The 18,817-nt window shown below is 41.6% G+C and carries 13 protein-coding genes; 5 read left to right on the top strand and 8 right to left on the bottom strand.

Annotated features, from left to right (window positions below):
- Positions 1 to 10: 10 nt before the first annotated feature.
- The 4 genes from fliS to F607_RS0107655 form a co-directional block, all read right to left on the bottom strand.
- Positions 11 to 406, bottom strand: coding sequence for a flagellar export chaperone FliS (gene fliS, locus F607_RS0107640; protein WP_230400376.1), 396 nt, complete (start codon positions 404 to 406; stop codon positions 11 to 13).
- An 84-nt stretch (positions 407 to 490) separates the two neighbouring features.
- Entirely contained in the window at positions 491 to 2,491 is a 2,001-nt protein-coding gene (gene fliD, locus F607_RS0107645; RefSeq protein WP_027707622.1) for a flagellar filament capping protein FliD, read from the bottom strand.
- Positions 2,492 to 2,682: 191 nt separating this feature from the next.
- Positions 2,683 to 3,114, bottom strand: coding sequence for a flagellar protein FlaG (locus tag F607_RS28630; protein ID WP_051311094.1), 432 nt, complete (start codon positions 3,112 to 3,114; stop codon positions 2,683 to 2,685).
- A gap of 89 nt (positions 3,115 to 3,203) precedes the next feature.
- Positions 3,204 to 5,231 carry a flagellin N-terminal helical domain-containing protein gene (locus F607_RS0107655; protein WP_027707623.1) on the bottom strand — a complete coding sequence of 676 codons (2,028 nt, stop codon included), beginning with the start codon at positions 5,229 to 5,231 and terminating at the stop codon, positions 3,204 to 3,206.
- Between the two features lie 594 nt (positions 5,232 to 5,825).
- Here F607_RS0107655 and F607_RS0107660 point away from each other — a divergent pair.
- Positions 5,826 to 6,599: a PEP-CTERM sorting domain-containing protein gene (locus F607_RS0107660; protein WP_027707624.1), complete on the top strand. Its 774-nt coding sequence runs from the start codon at positions 5,826 to 5,828 to the stop codon at positions 6,597 to 6,599.
- A 161-nt stretch (positions 6,600 to 6,760) separates the two neighbouring features.
- On the opposite strand, the gene F607_RS32635 is transcribed toward F607_RS0107660, so the two are convergent.
- Complete coding sequence (locus F607_RS32635) at positions 6,761 to 7,147, bottom strand: flagellar protein FlaG (protein WP_051311096.1); 387 nt, start codon at positions 7,145 to 7,147, stop codon at positions 6,761 to 6,763.
- 165 nt (positions 7,148 to 7,312) lie between these two features.
- Positions 7,313 to 9,340 (bottom strand): flagellin N-terminal helical domain-containing protein, encoded by a 2,028-nt coding sequence (locus F607_RS0107670; protein ID WP_027707625.1) that lies wholly within the window; start codon positions 9,338 to 9,340, stop codon positions 7,313 to 7,315.
- A gap of 411 nt (positions 9,341 to 9,751) precedes the next feature.
- Here F607_RS0107670 and F607_RS0107675 point away from each other — a divergent pair, with 411 nt between their 5' ends.
- The 4 genes from F607_RS0107675 to F607_RS0107690 all read left to right on the top strand — a co-directional run bounded on the left by F607_RS0107675 (position 9,752) and on the right by F607_RS0107690 (position 17,425).
- The gene (locus F607_RS0107675; protein WP_027707626.1) at positions 9,752 to 11,848 is read left to right on the top strand and encodes a flagellin N-terminal helical domain-containing protein; all 2,097 of its coding nucleotides are present in this window, start codon (positions 9,752 to 9,754) and stop codon (positions 11,846 to 11,848) included.
- Positions 11,849 to 12,297: 449 nt separating this feature from the next.
- The gene (locus F607_RS0107680; RefSeq protein WP_027707627.1) at positions 12,298 to 14,382 is read left to right on the top strand and encodes a flagellin N-terminal helical domain-containing protein; all 2,085 of its coding nucleotides are present in this window, start codon (positions 12,298 to 12,300) and stop codon (positions 14,380 to 14,382) included.
- Positions 14,383 to 14,510: 128 nt separating this feature from the next.
- Positions 14,511 to 16,454 carry a hypothetical protein gene (locus F607_RS0107685; RefSeq protein WP_027707628.1) on the top strand — a complete coding sequence of 648 codons (1,944 nt, stop codon included), beginning with the start codon at positions 14,511 to 14,513 and terminating at the stop codon, positions 16,452 to 16,454.
- Positions 16,455 to 16,603: 149 nt separating this feature from the next.
- Positions 16,604 to 17,425 (top strand): substrate-binding periplasmic protein, encoded by an 822-nt coding sequence (locus F607_RS0107690; RefSeq protein ID WP_027707629.1) that lies wholly within the window; start codon positions 16,604 to 16,606, stop codon positions 17,423 to 17,425.
- Between the two features lie 76 nt (positions 17,426 to 17,501).
- Here F607_RS0107690 and F607_RS0107695 read toward each other — a convergent pair whose 3' ends face one another.
- Together F607_RS0107695 and F607_RS35985 are read right to left on the bottom strand one after the other, a co-directional pair.
- Positions 17,502 to 18,281: a substrate-binding periplasmic protein gene (locus F607_RS0107695; protein WP_027707630.1), complete on the bottom strand. Its 780-nt coding sequence runs from the start codon at positions 18,279 to 18,281 to the stop codon at positions 17,502 to 17,504.
- 255 nt (positions 18,282 to 18,536) lie between these two features.
- The coding region (locus F607_RS35985) for a transposase (RefSeq protein WP_027707631.1) at positions 18,537 to 18,817 on the bottom strand (281 nt) is incomplete at its 5' end.

Consider the following 18,817-nt stretch of genomic DNA (forward strand, 5'->3'; position numbering starts at 1 on the left):
CCCCTTATAATTAAGGCTTAGTCACTTCAGTACGTATCTCATCCCAGCCATCTTTAATGACTTTAATAAGTTTGATCACTTCATCCACTCTGCTGGCATCATTATTGGCATTGGCCTCAAATAACTGCAATTCCATATACTGATATAAATTATCCAGATTAGCCGCTAGCTCACCTCCCTGATCATGATTTAAAAATGAGCGCAAACCTTCCAGGATTTCAATTGACTTATTAATAAATACATTTTTAGCTTCAAACTCCTGACGCAAGATAAAGCCACGGGCTGTTGCTAGCCGCTCAAGTAATCCGTCATATAACATTTGAATTAGCTTGTGCGGGTCAGCATCAATAACCCCTGTCTCTCGATTAACTGACTGGTATTGCTGAAGTTGATTCATTGCATTCATTGCTACATCCTATGCCTGTTGCTGAAATAATCGTTTTTTTCATCGCTATGTTTTAAAAACATATCTTTTTATTATTGCTTACGCTTAATTATTTTTGTTAACACCATTTAAAGCATCCAATTGCTGCTTAATATAATCCTGGGTGGACTGTAATTTTGTCACCAAAATATCTGCAGCTATAAATTGCTTGGTGATTCTTTCCCGAAAGCTTTCCAATCGCTCATCCAGTTTTACTCGTTCGTTACTAATTTGCTGTAAGGTGGTATTAAGACCATCGGTTTTTGTGGTTAACGCACCATCTACTGACACAAAATTGGTAACTAAGCTGACTAACTGCTCTGCAACCCCTTCGATAAAAGTCACCGTGCCTCGATCACCGGTAGCCCCACCCGTAATTTGTACCTGAATGCCTGTACTATCATCGCCTGTTGCAGCTTTCAAGGTTTGACCAACCCCCGTTGCTGTCTTGCCATTGATAGTTCCAGCAACATCCACCCCTGCAGTACCTGCAACGACTGAAAGGCCTAGGGTAGCCGTAGTGTTAGTGTCAATCTGTGTTATTTCAACAGAAGAGCTACTGCCATATTTTGTTGAAGTGATTTGTAATTGGTTACTGCCATCAACACTGACATTAACGGTGGCATTTGCGCCTTTTAAATTACTATCAGCATTAATTTGTGTGGCAATTTCGGTTGTCAACTGATCCAGTGTATAGCTGCCATTGGTAAGGGTGATATCCGCAGACTCAACACCATTGACCTTAATCTTGAATGTATTGTTATTATCATCAATGGTCACGGGTGCTACTAAACCTAGACTGCCCGTAAGTGCGCCACGAGTCGCAAGCTGAGTCACATTAATACTGTAGCTGCCTGCCTTTGTTAGATCAGTGGAAGAAAGAAACTTAACTTGACTATCACTGGTACGACCCTGCTCAGCAAAAATAGCCATTATGTCATCACGGGATGCCGCTAACTTTTGCTTAAACGTGGTTGAATTAAAAATCAACGTTCCACTATCTGTGGACGCTTCTCCAGTACTGGCTTTCGTGGTCATACCCACTTCAGAAAGCGTCCGCACGCCTGCACTTTCGAGTCCACTAACCACACTTCCCAGTAAGTTCCGGGTTTGCGACATTATATTACGAAGAGAAGCATCGCCTAACAGGCTTCCTGCTTGATTTGTTGAGGTATCAAAGGCTGTGACTTCGTTAACCAGGGTTTGCAGTTCATTGTACTTATCGACAAAGTCCTGAACTCGATCAGTAATACCATCACTATCAAGTTCAAGCTTTAACGTTGCAGGTGAGCCCGCATTTTTGCCTGAAAGGTTGAGTGTCACCCCCGTAATAGCGTCATCAATCACATTGCTACTACGCGTTAAGGTAATACCGTTAATTTTGACGCTACTATCTAATGCTGCGACTGTTTCCGTTAAGTTTTGGGCGCTACCATTGAATGCTAATTGAGATAAACCAGAGGTATCGGTGTTATTACCATCATCATCGGTGACTGTCACTTCAATGGCATTATCCAGCCCAGTCTCTGTCGCAGCCAGTACCAGCTGATAACCACTCCCTGTGTCAATCACGCTGGCAGACACGTTAAGACTTGATTCAGCATTTATCGCATCACGCACACCTTCTAAGGTGTTATTACCATTATCAATGGTTATCGCTGCAGAAGTACCGCCAGCAGTAATATTAAGTGTGCCAGTTCCTAGCGTGGTCTCTTTGTCAACAAAGACACCTGTGGCAATGGAGTGTGCTTGAGCTAACGCTGTGACTTCAACACTATAGGTCCCTGTTATCGCAGAAGAATCATCAACTGTTGCTGAAAAGTTACTGGCTGTTGATGTTGCTTTTAGGGTACCTAGCGCATCAGGATTACTTAATACACGCGCAGAAAGACGCAGGTTTATCAGGGCACTTTGAATACGGCCAAAGTCTGATAACTGGGTATTAATTTCTGCTTCTCGTAAATCCAAGCGCTTTACAGTAGGCTCACGTTCAACCTCAACCAACTGGTCTATAAGGTCTGAGCTAAATAAGCCGGAACCAAAACCTACCGAGCTAATGCTGGCCATAAGATCATTCCTTTCTGGAATTGCTGCATCACGCGACTACACATAGTGTTGTTACTTAAATCTAAACGACTCAACACGAAATTGATTATCCTTTCATCAATTATAGTAACGGCAAGGAGCGGCAAATCTTTACCTGTTTTATCAGTTTAATGTAAAACGTTTCTAATATGCCTAACATCAGTACCTTAGCCTCATACCTTCGTGTTAAGTAGTTCAAATGATGCAGAATCTTTCAAATCTCGTGCCAGACGTAATGCAACCTCATCAGGAATTTGTCGAACTACCTCATCGGTATTTCGATCAATAACCGAGATAACAGTTTCACCACTATCAGTGTCGAGTTTAAACAATAAGTCCCGCTGTACAGTTTGCACATAGTCATTGAGCTGAGCCACGGCTTGCTCGACCTGCTCACGCAATGTTTCCTGCTTATCCAGCTGTTGATCTTCGATGGCTGATGATACTTCTTGCACAGCCTTTGCTTGTGAAGTTTGACCTTTAGCCTTAAGGGGTTGGCTAACAGCCACTTCTCCTTGCTGATCAGCAGGCGTTAACGGTTTGCTTTTATTCGCATCAAGCTCTCGTGCACTCACAATGGGCGTTGACACTTTGAGGTCATTCATAGTGCACCTCATTTATCCTTTTGAACCAGCACCTAAACCCAGGCCATTGCTGACCTGGGTGTGGTCCATCCCTCTTCACTGGCGTCCTGTTACTGCAGGAGCGCCAGAACCTGCTGCGGCCTTGCATTGGCTTGTGCCAAGACTGAAATACCTGCCTGTTGGAGCACCTGTGCTCGACTTAGCTCTGCAGTTTCTGCCGCAAAGTCTGCATCACGAATTCGTGAGTTAGCTGCTGACAGGTTCTCACTACTGATTGACAGGTTATTAATGGTTGAAAGGAAACGGTTTTGGATCGCACCCAATTCCGCCTGTTGTTTGGATATCTGCTGTAAAGCATTATCTACAGAGACAATAGCCTCGTTTGCGCCCTCTACAGTGGTGATATCAATATCTTTCACCAGCTGGCCAACTTCCTGTCCACCAAAAGTACCAACCTGGAAACCTGCATTGGCAATATTACCTGTATTTGTTGATAGCTCAAACTGCCCTCCAGAGAGGAGAGCTACAGAACTCAGTGTAGTCGCCACTGAAAAGCCCGCGTTAGTAACCGTGTTAATAGCACTAACATCAATATTACGTCCATCATCTGCCAACAAGCGGAAGGTACTACCAAAGGCTTCAGCTCTAACGCCTGTTTGTCCTGATTTTGTATTAACAGCGGAGATAATGGTGTTTTGAATATCACTGGTCGTATCAGCAGCTCCGTAAGATATCGCAATACTGATACCATTAATAACGACGTTACCACTTTGTGCTGTACCCGTTGTAATCGTCCCACCAGTTACCACCGTGGTATTGGCTACCGCAGTAACACCTGTTTGATCACTCACTTTATTAATGGCTGCTGCTTTAGAAATCGCAGAGCCGTCATTTCCAGTCGTCGATGCTGTATCAAACGATGACTGAGAAGGGCCTACTGCAACCCCATTGATAACAAGGTCACCTGTTACTAATGCTGTAGCCGTAACATTATTACCAACTGCTCCTCCATTAACCCCACTGAAGGTGCCAACTTCAAAGCCTGCGTTATCAATGTTTCCTGTGGTGGTATCAAGACTAATATCACTGCCATCTTGAGAGATTAGGGTAAAAGTACCAATGTAGGTTGTATTACCGGTTGCCAGTCCAAAGTCTGCAGAAGCATTACCGGAGACCTGAAAGATATCAACATTTCTCCCATCTTCTGCAACCAGTGAAATACCCGTAGTGGCATTTCCATCAAATGAGGCAATAACACCAGTTTGACCCGACTTTTCGTTAATTGCAGTGACAACAGCCTGCAAGTTAGCCTCTGTACTCAATGCATTATCAGTTACTAAGTCAATGGTCACACCATTAACGGTTATTTGCCCCGTTTTATCATCAGTATTTGAGTATGTATTACCAGCCACTGAATTAGAGTCAACGCGAGCAATAACACCTGTTTGCTCAGAAACCTTGTTCACTGCCGCGGCTTTAGCAATAGAGCTACGCTCTTGAAGTGCTGTGGAAGATGTATCATCTACCCCTGAAGAAGCACCTACAGCAATGCCATTAACTACTAAGTCACCTGCACTGAGCTGTGCATTACCTGTAACATTGGAAGAGATTCCTGCTTCAAGTGCTGAACCCAAGCTATCAGTAGATACTTTAGCGATACTGACACCAATAGTATCTCCAAGGTTGGCCCCTGTCTGAAAGATCGTATTATCAAACGAACCATCTAACAGCTTTTTACCGTTAAAGTTGGTTTTTTCAGCCACATTTTCAATTTCTGAAATAAGCTGCTGAACTTCCTCGTTCAATGCTTCCCGGTCTATTTCAGTGTTACTACCGTTAGAGGATTGCAGTGCCAAGTCACGAATACGTTGTAAGTTTGTGGTAACAGAACTTAGTGCACCCTCTGCTGTTTGAGCCAGCGAGATTCCATCATTTGAGTTACGAATTGCGACATTGGTACCGCGGATTTGTGATTCAAAACGAGTCGAAATCGCCAGGCCCGCAGCATCATCTCGTGCGCTATTAATACGCAAACCAGATGAGAGCCGCTGTAATGCGGTATCCTGCGCAGACTGTGATCTATCCAGGTTACGCTGGGCATTCAGCGAGGCGATATTGGTATTAATTATTTGTGGCATGTCTCAAACTCCTGCTCACTACTTCATCCAACAAGCCATCTCATCAGGCCATCCCTTCATCCGAACTTGCGCACCGAACTCATGGCGATAACCTGTCTACTCCTGTTAGCGACATACCACAAAAAAACTTTAACTAATTCACAATATTTTTTTCATCAACCAGCATGTACCTGCGAAAACTGTATTTAATTGGTGAGTTCCTTCTTTTCACTCTTAAAGCAGCAACTGTTAGCTTTTTTTACACTTTAAGTTTTATTGTCTATTTGGAATAAACACCCTTATTTGAAAAACAACAAAATATAAATGAGACGTACTTTTAATTTTTTGATTTTCATTAAATTAATCGTGAACAAAAGCACGGCCTTTTCTCAAAAAATATAAGTAAGTCACTATTTTTTCAGAACTTTATCACATTAACTTTTTTTTACATCGCTTTTTCACACCCCTAACAAACAAACATAAGCCATTGTTTTTATTATATTTTCATAACATGGCACAACAAATGCTTATACCCATCGCTCGCAAGCATATTGTCTTTTGAAGTAACTTACAGACTTTTTATTACGCGCCATAGGCGTTATAGGGAGATTCTTAATGAATAAATTAGCTGCATTGTTTGCTACAACAGTTGTTGCAGTGTCTTCACAAGTTATGGCTTCACCTTTAGGTGCAGACCTGACTATTTATGATGGTAATTCTCAAGCTGGTTCATACAACAACTGGTACGGCAAGCAAGAAGACCAGGAAGTTGAAGTTGGCCAATCTGGTACTCAACTATTTGATACTGAAGCTTTTGTCAAAAGCAACAACTACCACGTTGGCCTTGTAAGTGGTTTTAACTTACAAAATGGACACGGTGGTTATGCATCTGGAGATATCTTTATTGATCTTGATGGTGATTTTTCATCAAACACAGGTGCTTACGGTCCTGGTCAACAAGTAAAAGATACTTTCGGTTATGACTATGTGCTTGATATCGATTGGAATCAGTTAACTTACACTGTATTCAAATTAGATGCTAACTCAGAGACGTTGACAACTACTTTGAACAACCACCAATTCTCTAACCCATGGGCTTATGCAGGTGGCGGTCAGCAAGTAACTACAGGCTCTTTCACTCTTGATCTGTTGACTGATGCTCAAACAGGTTTTGAAGGTGATGCAGAAGTTGGTCAAGCTTCTCACTATTATGCTAACGGTTTTGACTTAAGCTTCTTAGGTGAAGGAACTGATTTCTGGCTACATTACACAATGGAATGTGGTAACGACTTACTTCACGCTAAAGGCACAGTACCTACTCCTTCAGCTTTAGCATTGATGGGTCTAGGTCTTTTAGGCTTAACTCGTATCCGTCGTAAAAAAGCATAAAATAAGCTTAAGGCAAATAAATCAATTTTGTCTTCTCTTAGTTAAGCTTTTTAAATAGTCGCCTTTGAGCGGCTATTTTTTTTCTTTTTCGATGTATAAGCAAATACAGATAGTTAATATAAAAATATAATATTTTAATCATACAAAACTTATCCAAACCCTTAGGCTTGCTGTTTAATTAATATTAAGTCGCCATGCTCTTTAAGATTTTTTGCTAAGCGTAATGCAATCTCCTCAGGAATCTGTCGAATTATTTCCTCAGACGCTCGATCAACCACCGAAATAACCACTCTCCCCGCTTCATCATCAATTTTGAAAAAAATATCCCTTTGCATCGCTGACACAAAATCATTTAATTGTTCAACAGCTTCAGCAACTCGCTGCTCATTAATTGCTGTAGGTTGGTTAAGGCGCTGTGGCTCAATATTTTCTGAATGTGGTTGCTCCCCCTGTTGAGTCTTATTTGTCGTGTTTAACGACGGCTGCCTTTTAGTATCATCAACAGTCGGTGTAACCACAGGAGAACCTATTGGCGTTATACCTCCCATGATAGTTTCCTCTTTGTATTATCAAGCCCAAACCACCAAGAGGTCTGGGCTGATTATTAATACACTAAAAACCGTTTTCCACTTCCCTCTTGGAGGGTATCGCAAGCCTACTGCGCTTCGCTCCTGACTTTTTGCGACACCCTCTTTGCTATGAGGATTAATCTACTATTGCAGTAAAGACAACACCTGTTGGGGTTGAGCATTAGCTTGCGCCAACACCGAAATACCTGCTTGCTGTAGTACTGTAGCACGACTCATTTCAGCTGTTTCAGCGGCAAAGTCAGCATCTAAAATACGTGAGTTTGCAGCAGATAAGTTTTCACTATTAACCGATAAATTACTGACTGTTGATAAAAAGCGGTTTTGTAAGGCACCCAGTGCAGAAATTTGCTCAGAGACTTTACTGATTGCATTGTCAATGGATATTAACGCATCATTTGCCCCACTCAAGGTGGATATATCTAAATCATCCAACAACTGTCCTGCTTCTTGACCTCCAAATGTACCTATTTGGAAACCTGCCCGGCTGATCGAACCTGTATTTGAGGTGAGCGTAAACTGCCCTGCTGAAGTCAGTGACACTGAACTATAAGTGGTTGCCACGGAAAAGCCAGCATTTGCAACAGTGTTTATCGCGCTTACATCAATATTTCTGCCATCATCAGCGGTCAACCGGAAAGTACTTCCAAAGGCTTCTGCTTTAACACCAGTCTGCCCTGACTTTGAGTTAACTGCATTAATAATCGTGTTTTGAATATCACTCGCAGAGTCATTTGCACCGTAAGCGATTTGGATATCGACACCATTAATCACCACATTACCACTTTGGGCAGTACCTGTAGTAATCGTACCTCCCGTAACAATGGTGGCATTTGCTTTTGCAGTTACACCTGATTTTTCACTCACCGCATTAATAGCCGCTGCTTTAGCGATAGCGCTTGCAGCATTACCTGTCGTTGATGATGAATCAAATGATGTTAATGAAGCACCCACTGCTACACCATTAATGACTAAATCACCAATCGAAAGTGCTGTACTTGTAACATTATCACCAACAGAACCACCATTAACTCCGCTAAAAGAACCTACCTCTAACCCGGCATTATCAATATTACCTGTGGTTGAATCGATATTAATATCTTCACCATCTTGTGAAATTAATGTAAAGGTACCAAAGTAAGTCGTATTTCCTGTTGCTAAACCAAAGTCAGCAGAGGCATTTCCTGACACATTTTGAATATCGACATTTCTCCCATCTTCAGCAACCATTGTAATTCCAGTCGTTGCGTTTCCATCAAATGATGCAACAACACCTGTTTGACCAGATTTTTCATTAATTGCTGTAACTACCGCTTCTAAATTTGCCTCAGTGCTTAAAGCATTATCAGTGACTAAATCAATTGTCACACCATTAATGGTGATTTGCCCGGTTTTGTCATCCGTATTGGCGTACGTACCACCTGCAATAGTCGCAGCATTGACTTTGGCAATGACACCTGTTTGTTCAGATATTTTATTAATTGCAGCCGCTTTAGCAATTGCACCACGTTCTTGGTAGTTTGTGGATGATGTATCATCAGAACCTGAAGAGGCACCAACAGCAATACCGTTAATAACTAAATCACCCGCATTGAGCTGACTATTACCCGTTAAGGTCGAAGAAATGCCTGCTTCAAGGGCTGTACCTAGTGAATCTGTGCTAGTTCTTTCAATGCTTACCGAAATGGTATCACCTAAGTTGGCCCCTGTTTGAAATAAGGCATTTGAAAAAGAGCCATCCAAGAGGTTTTTACCATTAAAGTTGGTTTTATCTGCCACACTTTGTATTTCAGCAACCAACTGCTGTACCTCTTGATTTAATGCATCACGGTCAATATCTGTATTACTGCCATTGGCTGATTGCAAAGCAAGCTCTCTCACACGCTGTAAGTTACTGGCGATGGAATTTAATGCTCCTTCTGCTGTTTGAGCTAAGGAAATACCATTATTTGCGTTTTGTATCGCAACTGTCGTACCACGTATTTGCGAGGTAAAACGAGTAGAAATTGCTAACCCTGCAGCATCGTCCTTGGCACTATTAATTCTCAAACCAGACGACAAGCGCTGCATAGCTTGTTCTTTAGCCGACTGAGAAATATCTAAATAACGTTGTGCACTGAGTGAGGCAAGGTTGGTATTAATGACCTGAGGCATGTGATCGCTCCTTACTTAGTCAGTTACTCCCTTTACCAACACACCTCAAATACTACCTTTGGGGAGAGCTAATGTTCCGTTGTATTTCTAATAACGACCACACACTGATTTTCTTTAGTTTTTTTCCTTACTTTTTTTTATTAATATTCACTGTCGTATAACCATCATTCAGCTGACAATAATTTTTAATGTAATTATTTCTTCGTCTGTTTCTCGGCATTTTTTTGCCGCCACTAATGATAAAAAACACATCAAGCTTCGTATTATTTTGAAAACAGTAGCTTTTTATCCAATGGCATAAGAGTTGCTATTTGGCTATTAGCCCAAAAGCAGTCTCAATTTTTAATTAAGGGATGTCGTCAATGTTGTAGAGCCTACCACTCGGCACCATTAAGGCAGGAGACAAGGAACATGCCACAGGTTATAAATAGTAATATTCCCTCGTTGAATGCTCAACGCAATTTAAACCGCTCTCAAAGCCAATATGCCGTTGCCTTACAACGTTTATCTTCTGGCTTGAGAATTAATAGTGCCAAGGATGACGCCGCAGGGCTAGCAATAGCAACTCGTTTTGATGCCCAAATTACTGGACTAGGCGTAGCCATTCGTAATGCAGGTGACGGGGTTTCATTAGCACAAACTGCCGAAGGTGCTCTTGGGGCAATGCAAGACAATTTACTGCGCATCCGTGACCTTGCTCTACAAGCTGCCAATGCCTCTAACAGTGCACTAGATCGTGAAGCATTAAATGCAGAAGTACAACAGTTGAAAGCCGAAGTACAACGCTTATCAGACCAAACTAATTTTAACGGTACCAAGCTACTTGATGGCACATTTAAAGATGTTACATTTCAAATTGGTGCCAATGAAGGAGAAACAGTTAGCTTTGGGATTGACGGCGCCCGCGTCGATGAGTTGGGTGCAGCGCAAACCGTCGGGGTGAGTGCAAGAGGCACCACCAATGCCATTACTCAGGGTGATTTAATTATTAATGGAGTCACCATCACCAGCTCTAAAGCCAGCGATGATACTGCATCTGTCGCCAATAAAAGTGCTAGTGCCATTGCAAAAGTTTCCGCGATAAACAGTCATTCTGATGAAACAGGTATAACAGCAGAAGTACTGACAAATACAGTAGCAGGCACAAACCAAGTGGTAGCTGATCAGTCAGGTAATATTTTTCTTAATGGCGTAAGAATCCCCCTTGCAGTCAATGATGACTTAGCCTCAGATGCTAATCGCGATGCGGTTGTGGCCGCGATCAATGCCTATTCTGGACAAACCGGTGTTACCGCCATTAATACTGGTATTGATGCATCGGGTATTACCTTAGAAGCAGAAGATGGCAGAAATATCACCCTCGTCTTTGGCAGGGGCGGTACTGACAATTTAACCGCTGCAGCAACAGGGCTACCAACAGGAAACGTCGCGGCAGGCGCACCCCCCACTGCAGCAGAAGAGTTAAATGGCACCACCTCTGGTGGATTTACCCTGATTAGCCGTGATAACAGTAATATTAAAATTGAACAAGGAACAGATGGTCAACTTAATGCCAATGTAGGGTTAGCTGTCGGCACCTACAGTGGCAGCCAAGCCTTTGTATCATCGCTAGCTGATGCTGGAAATGCTTTAAATACCGGCGATATTGTGATTAATGGTGTACCAATTCCCGCGGGTAATGTGTTAGACGATACTTCCTCCTCGACCAGTAAATCCACCAGTGCAATCACCAAAGCAGCGGCTATTAATAAAGTCAGCGAGCAGACCGGAGTGACCGCCAAAGCCAATCCCAATTTAGTGAACGGAGCGGCAATGACGCCTGCAGCCCTTACCGGGAATATTACAATCAATGGCGTGACCACATCTACTTTTAGTACCACAGCAGACGCAGAGGAAAGCCGTCTAGCCGTTATTGCAGCTATTAATGCAATTTCTGGTCAGACTGGTGTTATTGCCATTGATACTGGTAGTACTACAGGTGGAGTACAACTTTTAGCAGAAGATGGACGAAATATTGACATTAGCTTTTCAACACTGACCAGTGCGGCAACAGGAATAGCTGCTGCTGATACTTATGAATCCTCAATCCAAATATCATCCGCAGGTTCCTTTACTTTAACCTCAAATACAACCAATGGCTTAACAAACCAGGGACTCACTGCTGGTACCTTTGGTGGTGCTGAAACAGGACAGTTCATAGAGGATATTAATATTTCAACAGTAGAAGGTGCACTCACAGCGTTAGACGCTATTGATAATGCACTACAAGCCATTAATTTACAGCGTGCTAAATTAGGGGCTATTCAAAATCGGTTTGAATCAACCATCGCTAACCAAGCCATTGCGCAGGAAAATTTGAGTGCCGCCAACTCTCGGATAAAAGATGCTGATTTCGCAGAAGAAACTGCAGAGTTAAGTCGAACTACGGTTTTACAACAGGCTGGTATATCGATTTTAGCCCAAGCCAATGCCCAACCACAACAAGTGTTAAGTTTATTACAAAGTTAGTGCTGTACTTTTTATTGAAACCTCCACGCTTGGTCACTAACCAATTTATTTTCTCCAACCCATGAGTTAATTTATACCTCCAGCAGTAGAAGATCATCCTTGGTCTCTACTGCTCATATCTTTGCTTTTAACAAACTCCAGCATTACCCTCCCCCTTTTTGCAATCCCCCCCCCTTTTCTATCCCACGAAACGATCAGCAAGAGGCGCTGCACCACCGGCAATAGTTTGCCTTGTTACGTTAGGGGTTGCCGGTTTGCTGTCAAGCAACACTTAAATGGTATTTTTGTTAAATATTTATGCTTTTGTTTTTACAGTTTTTTTTCATACTGGCATAAGCATTGCCCCTCCAGAGGCAACGCAAATTTCAACTTGTTGCCAAGTTGCCGGCGTAACCCGCACTTTTGATACAAGGGAAGCAGACCGGCTGGTATTAAGGTGGAGAAAAGCCATGCCTCAAATAATTAATACCAATATTCCTTCGCTGAATGCACAGCGAAATTTGAATAGGTCGCAAACTGATAATGCCGTTGCGCTGCAACGTTTATCTTCAGGACTTCGTATCAACAGTGCTAAAGATGATGCCGCCGGACTTGCCATTTCAACTCGATTTGATGCACAAGTTCAAGGCTTATCCGTAGCTATTCGAAATGCGGGTGACGGTGTGTCACTCTCACAGACAGCCGAGGGTGCTCTGGGTGCGATGAAAGACAACTTGTTACGTATTCGTGACCTTGCCTTACAATCAGCCAATGCCACCAACAATGAATTCGACCGAGAAGCGCTAAATGCAGAGGTCGATCAACTTAAAAAAGAAATAGCGCGAATTTCTGACCAGACCAGTTTTAACGGTACCAAATTATTGGATGGTACATTTACACAAGTTACTTTCCAGATTGGGGCTAATGAAGGAGAAAGCGTCACCTTTGGCATCGAGGGTGCCCGCGTTGATGAGCTGGGAGCAGCTCAAAATGTTGGAGTAAGTGCTCGAGGGACCGCCAATGCGCTGGTACAGGGGGATCTTATTATCAATGGTGTCAGTATCCCAAGCTCTAAAGCTACGGATGATACGGCATCATTGACCAATAAGAGTGCCAGCGCCATTTCTAAAGTCAGCGCAATAAATAGCGAGTCTGACGAAACAGGCGTTACCGCAGAAGTTCTTACAAATACAGTTGCAGGTACCGCACAAACTGTGGCTGATCAAACCGGAAACATATTCCTCAATGGCGTTCGAATCCCTCTAGCCGTAAATACCAGTATTTCTTCTGAAGGAAACCGTGACGCTGTCGTTGCAGCTATCAATGCGAATTCAGCCCAAACAGGCGTTACCGCCATTAATACGGGTGATGACCAGTCAGGTATCACGCTAGAAGCTGAAGATGGCCGAAACATCACCCTTGTTTACGCAGCTGGAGGACTAACGGCAGCAGCTACAGGACTACCTACGGGTAACGTTGCTGCGGGTGCTACACCTACTGCCGCAGAAGAACAAGCAGGTACGGTTGCAGGTGGCTTTACCTTAATTTCCCGTGATGGTACCGCAATAAAAATTGATCAAGGACCCGATGGACAGCTTAACCAAAATGTCGGCCTTGCGGTTGGTGAGTACAGTGGTTCAGGTGCATTTCTGTCATCCTTGGCTGACTCAGGCAATGCCTTAAGTGATGGTAATATTGTTATTAATGGCGTCCCTGTTCCCGCAGGCAATATCTTAGACGATACTGCCTCTTCAACCAGCAAAGATACCAGCGCCATTACCAAAGCTGCCGCTATAAACAAAGTGAGTGAGCAAACAGGTGTTACCGCCACTGCTAATCAAAACTTAGTGAATGGTGCAGCTATGACCCCGGCAGCCTTAACGGGCAACGTCGTTATCAATGGTGTTGCCACAGCTGACTTCTCCACATCTACAGATGCAGAAGAAAGCCGGATTGCCGTGGTTAATGCCATCAATGCCATTGCCGGCCAAACTGGGGTCACAGCAGTTGATACAGGTAGCACTACGGCAGGTGTCCAACTGCTGGCAGAAGATGGCCGTAATATTGATGTTGCCTTCAATACCTTAACCAGTCCATCCACAGGCATTGCTGTAGCGGGCGTATATGAATCATCCATCAGGTTAGCATCTGCTAATCCCATTACTTTAACCTCGAATACCAATAACGGACTGTCTAATCACGGTTTATCGGCAGGTACTTACGGAGGGGCTGAAACCGGTCAGTTTGTGCAAGATATTGATATTTCAACAGTCGAGGGAGCACTACGTGCACTGGATGCTGTCGATAACGCTCTCCAATCCATCAATATTCAGCGTGCAAACCTAGGGGCTATTCAAAATCGTTTTGAGTCAACCATTGCTAACCAGGAAATTGCTAGAGAAAACCTGGCTGCCGCCAACTCTCGCATAAAGGATGCTGACTTTGCTGCAGAAACAGCCGAATTGTCGCGCACCCAGGTGCTGCAACAGGCCGGTATTTCTGTTCTCGCTCAAGCTAACGCTCAACCCCAACAGGTACTACAGTTATTACAGTAACGATTTATTAAAGGGACTTCTAATTATTTTGCTTTCAATGAGGTGTTTCAACACCTCATTTTTGTGTGAAATAAAATTGACTTGTATAAAAAATACATGGATCAGTTAACAAGTAACGGGGGATTATCATGGCAGAAAATAACAAGCCAACCATTGACTTTGGACTCGCGGATTTTGAGCTTGCGGTTTATCAACGTAACCATCAGCTGGCCGAAAACCTGCTAATACAGCTACTAAGGTTTATGGACAACTCCAATCAGTTTGGTACCATTTTTGTCGACCCCGATGATATTACTAACAATCAAGCTTACTTTATTGGTTTTATCCCCTTTGATAATCGAAAAACTTTGAACCAACGTCTCGCCTTATACAACAGGCTTGCGGCAGCTATTACTGCATTAACCTGCGATCCATCCTACGCCATGGGTAATGACCTGCGGCTGTCGTTTTTATTTTATAAATGCCATGTTAGTAATATTTTTAGCGCCTCTACGTATAGAAATATGGATCATATCCTTATCACTCGAGGAGTCTGTAATAATCAGTATGTACTTAATATACAAAGCGATGATGATTTTCAACAGTTGTTGCTATTTTTTTCCCTAGAAAGCAATATCAAAATCGACCACAATCTTCTCTTTGAATACAACGCAAAAACAGCAGGGTTTTTCTTTTTAGGATTGCTCTATAATTTAAATTGTAGCTTTGGCTCTCGTGTTGAGCAGACTCGTGCTGAACTCATTAGCGCTTACCACTTGCTCGAAAAAGTACCCTTAGAACCCGTTGTTTATGGTTTACTGCCAAATCCTTGGATGGGTTGCACATATTTACAGCACCCAGATAAAAATCATCTCAAAAAAGCGCTAAATAAACTCTGTGAACGTTGGGTAATGAGCCAATTAAATAAAAAAATTCGAAAAAAAATAAATCAGATACCCACTACATTAGCTCATCCTGTCAAACGAATTATTATGGGAATGGAAACATACAAGTCAAAGCACTCAATGTATCGTTGCTACCATTCAATATTACAAAAACTTAAAACACATTATGAAATCATTTTAGTATGCAATAAAACCATGATTGATAACAAGGCAGAGGAGGATGGTCATCAGGTTATTTACCTTGATGATGATGTTCCTACCATTAACAGTGACCTTGAAAAAATTATCAATCTACAGGCAGATATGATTATTTATCCATCACTTGGAATGAGCAGGTGGGCTGTATTTTTCGCAAATTTGAGACTAGCCCCCGTGCAAGTCATGTTTTTGGGGCACCCTCATGCCTCATTCAGCGACAACATCGATTATATTTTACCCCTTGGTATTGATCAGCAAGAAAATGGATTTGCACCTTATTGTCAGGAAACCGTTATACCTGTTAACTTCCCACAACAAGGTTTTACCCGACGCCCTGATCTACCTGATAAAATCCCCAAAAAAGAGCGATATGATGGTATTTTTCGCATTGCTATTAACAGTAGTCTACCTAAGCTGTCTCCCTCATTTTTAGCCGCATGTCAGTCAATTAAGCAGCGTTCTAATATTGCAATTGAGTTTCACTATTTTATTCTTCAAACCCGTTCAGCCTTTGGCGATAACCTTGGCCATTTTTCACTTGACCAAATAGGCCCTACTGTCATTCATACTCATAAGCCTTATGCCCAATATTTACAAGACTTAGCGAATTGCGACCTCGCCCTTGGTACCTTTCCATTTGGCGGTGTTAACACCAACATAGACTTATCAATGGTCGGTGTACCTAAACTCATCATGGATTGTCCTACAGGAGACTTTTTTGAAAAGACAGATAGTGATTTTTTTAATCACGTTAATGCACCTTCTTGCTTAAGAGCTTCGTCTATTACGGATTATATCAATAAAGCCTTAGCACTCATTAAAGATAAATCTTTGCATGATCAAAGCGCTAAGTTCATGCAATCCATTGACTTATCGCCGTTCTTTCAGGTTCGTGAAGATTGTGTCAACTCTGTTATTGAAGCACTTAATACCATCAGTCTCTCAGCTCAGGCAAAGGTGCAACCACTACAACATGCCAAAGACGCATAGCATCAATCACTCAATGTGATTAACCATCTAGTGCATAGCAGTAGATAACCCTCTAAACTTGCACTAGTAGTTTGACGACTCGTCACCTTAAAATGAAGTAAAATTAGCAGTTATCAATATTTAAGAGATGGTTCTAAAGAGAGAGTACCATGGCGTTACACATAATTTATAAACAAATTATATATTGCCTATGCTTGCTCTTATTTGTTTTTTCAAGAACATACGCTCAAGAAAAAAACCAGTGTATAAAAGATGAAATTAGTATTGGTTGGATGCCATTTGAACCTTTTATGGAAGGTGATATCTCTGAGGTACCTACAGGACTCGATATTCAACTCATAGATAAAATATTTTCTGAAGCTCACTGTCAATATAAATTTGTCTATTTGCCATGGAAGCGATCAATTCATGAAATACGTTATGGTAGGCTAGATATGATTTCATTAGCATCCATTACAGAAGAACGCAGGAGTTTTGCTAATTTCTCAGTCCCCTACCGATTTGAACAGATGCGTCTGATGATAAAGGTAGAAGATAAAAACAAATGGCGCATTAAAAGTCTTAAAGATATTGCTAAACAACAAATGCGAGTAGCTGTTCACTTAGGCGCTTTTTATGGCAAAGAGTTTGAACAGTTGAAAGAAAACGATGCCACATTTGCAGAGACTCTGTTTACGACAACGGACGACTCTACACGACTAAGAATGCTGCAGTATGGTCGTATTGATGCTGTATTACATGATAAAACATTTCTTGAGTCTAGAGTTAAAAAAATGGGGCTCGATGGAAAGTTTATTTTTCTAGATTACCCCGTAAATGATGATCCTATCCATTTCATGTTCAGCAAAGCAAGTGTTCCCATTGATGATATTGAACGTATTAATAAAGCAGTCATAAAAATAGGCAAAACCAGATTCTATCAAAAACTGTATCATTATTCTTTAAGCAGCATTTTAGAAAAGCGGCCTTAAAAACCAGCTATTAGTTTATTATCGACATGCCTATAGAACAGTATCATTAAAAAATATCTTTAATTCTAAGTAACACTTACTCTGATTTACTAGGCTCGACTTCACGAATTTGATATCTTCCCAAACGAGAATCTTGAAAAAACCGATCATAGCGACCATCCATCTTAAGTTTACTAAGCCCCTTATTAAACTTATCAATTAACGCCTGAGCATTTTTTACCTTTTTACTAATAATTAAGTGATATGAAGTCACATTATAAGGTTTTAAATGATGATCAATAACACTAACAACATCTTCAGTCAGGCTTTTATGAAGAGTTGCATAACCTACATCTAAATCCGACGGAAAAATATCAATATGTTGTTTAGCCAACATTTTAAATGCTTCTATTTCACTAGGAATACGAATTATCCTTATATTTGGATTATCTTCTAATTGGTATGAATAACCCAATATACCACCTATTCTATAATCTGTTAAATCCTCATAGGTTTGCCATTTGAACTGATGACTTTTCCTCTTAAACAAAACAGAGGTTCCATCAACAACCGAGTCACTAAATAAAAACAGTTGTTTTCGCTCATCAGAAGGGCTCCAGATTAATGTGCCATGATATTTTCCCTTTTTACTACTTTCATAAGCACGCTTCCAAGGCAAAAAAACATATTTTACAGCTATTCCCACCTCAGCAAATGATTCAGTGACAATATGCGACCCAACCCCATAATGCTTAAGGCTTTTAGATAAATAGGGCAACCATTCACCATTTGCCAATACAACCTGCTCTTGATCACTTGCTTGGAGTGCTGATAGAGAAAACAGCAAGTGAAAAAACATGTATCTTGGCATAACCATAAAAGTGTCAACCACCAGAGCAAACTCAAAAGTTAACTATTCCTTTCTTATACCCATTTCGAACCAGATATTTGTAGTATAGATGGCAAAGTACGCTTTGAGTGCATCGTAGCCATATGTCCTGATCGTTTTTTGCACACCTCATCAATAACAGCTAGCCTTAATAATAAGGCAAAAAGTGTGCTCCCCTTATATATAACCTATGGTGAATAGGCATGAACTCCACCTATAAAGCTTTACTCATTGACTTACTACCTAGTCACTAGCAAAGGATACCGTTGTTTCTCTAAAAAATGATTTTATTAATGCTTTATTTTGTGCAATCAATTCTAAATCGATAAATGTTCTTTCTAGCAGTGATTCCCCCTTTTTAAGTGGCATCCGAGCAGTGCCTGTCTGTCGAATGTAATTCCATACCAGTTCATCAGGATTAAGATCAGGGGCATAGGGTGGCAAGAGAAAAATGCTTATTTTTCCTTGCTGTCTTGCTACAAATTGGCGTACTTTTTTGCTTTTATGCACTGGATGACCATCCA

This window comes from Zooshikella ganghwensis DSM 15267, from assembly GCF_000428585.1.
In the GTDB taxonomy this organism is placed as follows: Bacteria; Pseudomonadota; Gammaproteobacteria; order Pseudomonadales; family Zooshikellaceae; genus Zooshikella; species Zooshikella ganghwensis.

Excerpts from the sequence above, each read along its gene's own strand:
- F607_RS0107675 (WP_027707626.1), top strand. The coding sequence starts at position 9,752 with ATGCCACAGGTTATAAATAGTAATATTCCCTCGTTGAATGCTCAACGC.
- F607_RS0107670 (WP_027707625.1), bottom strand. The coding sequence starts at position 9,340 with ATGCCTCAGGTCATTAATACCAACCTTGCCTCACTCAGTGCACAACGT.
- F607_RS0107660 (WP_027707624.1), top strand. The coding sequence starts at position 5,826 with ATGAATAAATTAGCTGCATTGTTTGCTACAACAGTTGTTGCAGTGTCT.
- F607_RS0107685 (WP_027707628.1), top strand. The coding sequence starts at position 14,511 with ATGGCAGAAAATAACAAGCCAACCATTGACTTTGGACTCGCGGATTTT.
- F607_RS32635 (WP_051311096.1), bottom strand. The coding sequence starts at position 7,147 with ATGGGAGGTATAACGCCAATAGGTTCTCCTGTGGTTACACCGACTGTT.
- F607_RS0107680 (WP_027707627.1), top strand. The coding sequence starts at position 12,298 with ATGCCTCAAATAATTAATACCAATATTCCTTCGCTGAATGCACAGCGA.
- fliS (WP_230400376.1), bottom strand. The coding sequence starts at position 406 with ATGAATGCAATGAATCAACTTCAGCAATACCAGTCAGTTAATCGAGAG.
- F607_RS0107655 (WP_027707623.1), bottom strand. The coding sequence starts at position 5,231 with ATGCCACAAATAATTAATACCAATATCGCCTCGCTGAATGCCCAGCGT.
- fliD (WP_027707622.1), bottom strand. The coding sequence starts at position 2,491 with ATGGCCAGCATTAGCTCGGTAGGTTTTGGTTCCGGCTTATTTAGCTCA.
- F607_RS0107695 (WP_027707630.1), bottom strand. The coding sequence starts at position 18,281 with ATGGTTATGCCAAGATACATGTTTTTTCACTTGCTGTTTTCTCTATCA.
- F607_RS0107690 (WP_027707629.1), top strand. The coding sequence starts at position 16,604 with ATGGCGTTACACATAATTTATAAACAAATTATATATTGCCTATGCTTG.
- F607_RS28630 (WP_051311094.1), bottom strand. The coding sequence starts at position 3,114 with ATGAATGACCTCAAAGTGTCAACGCCCATTGTGAGTGCACGAGAGCTT.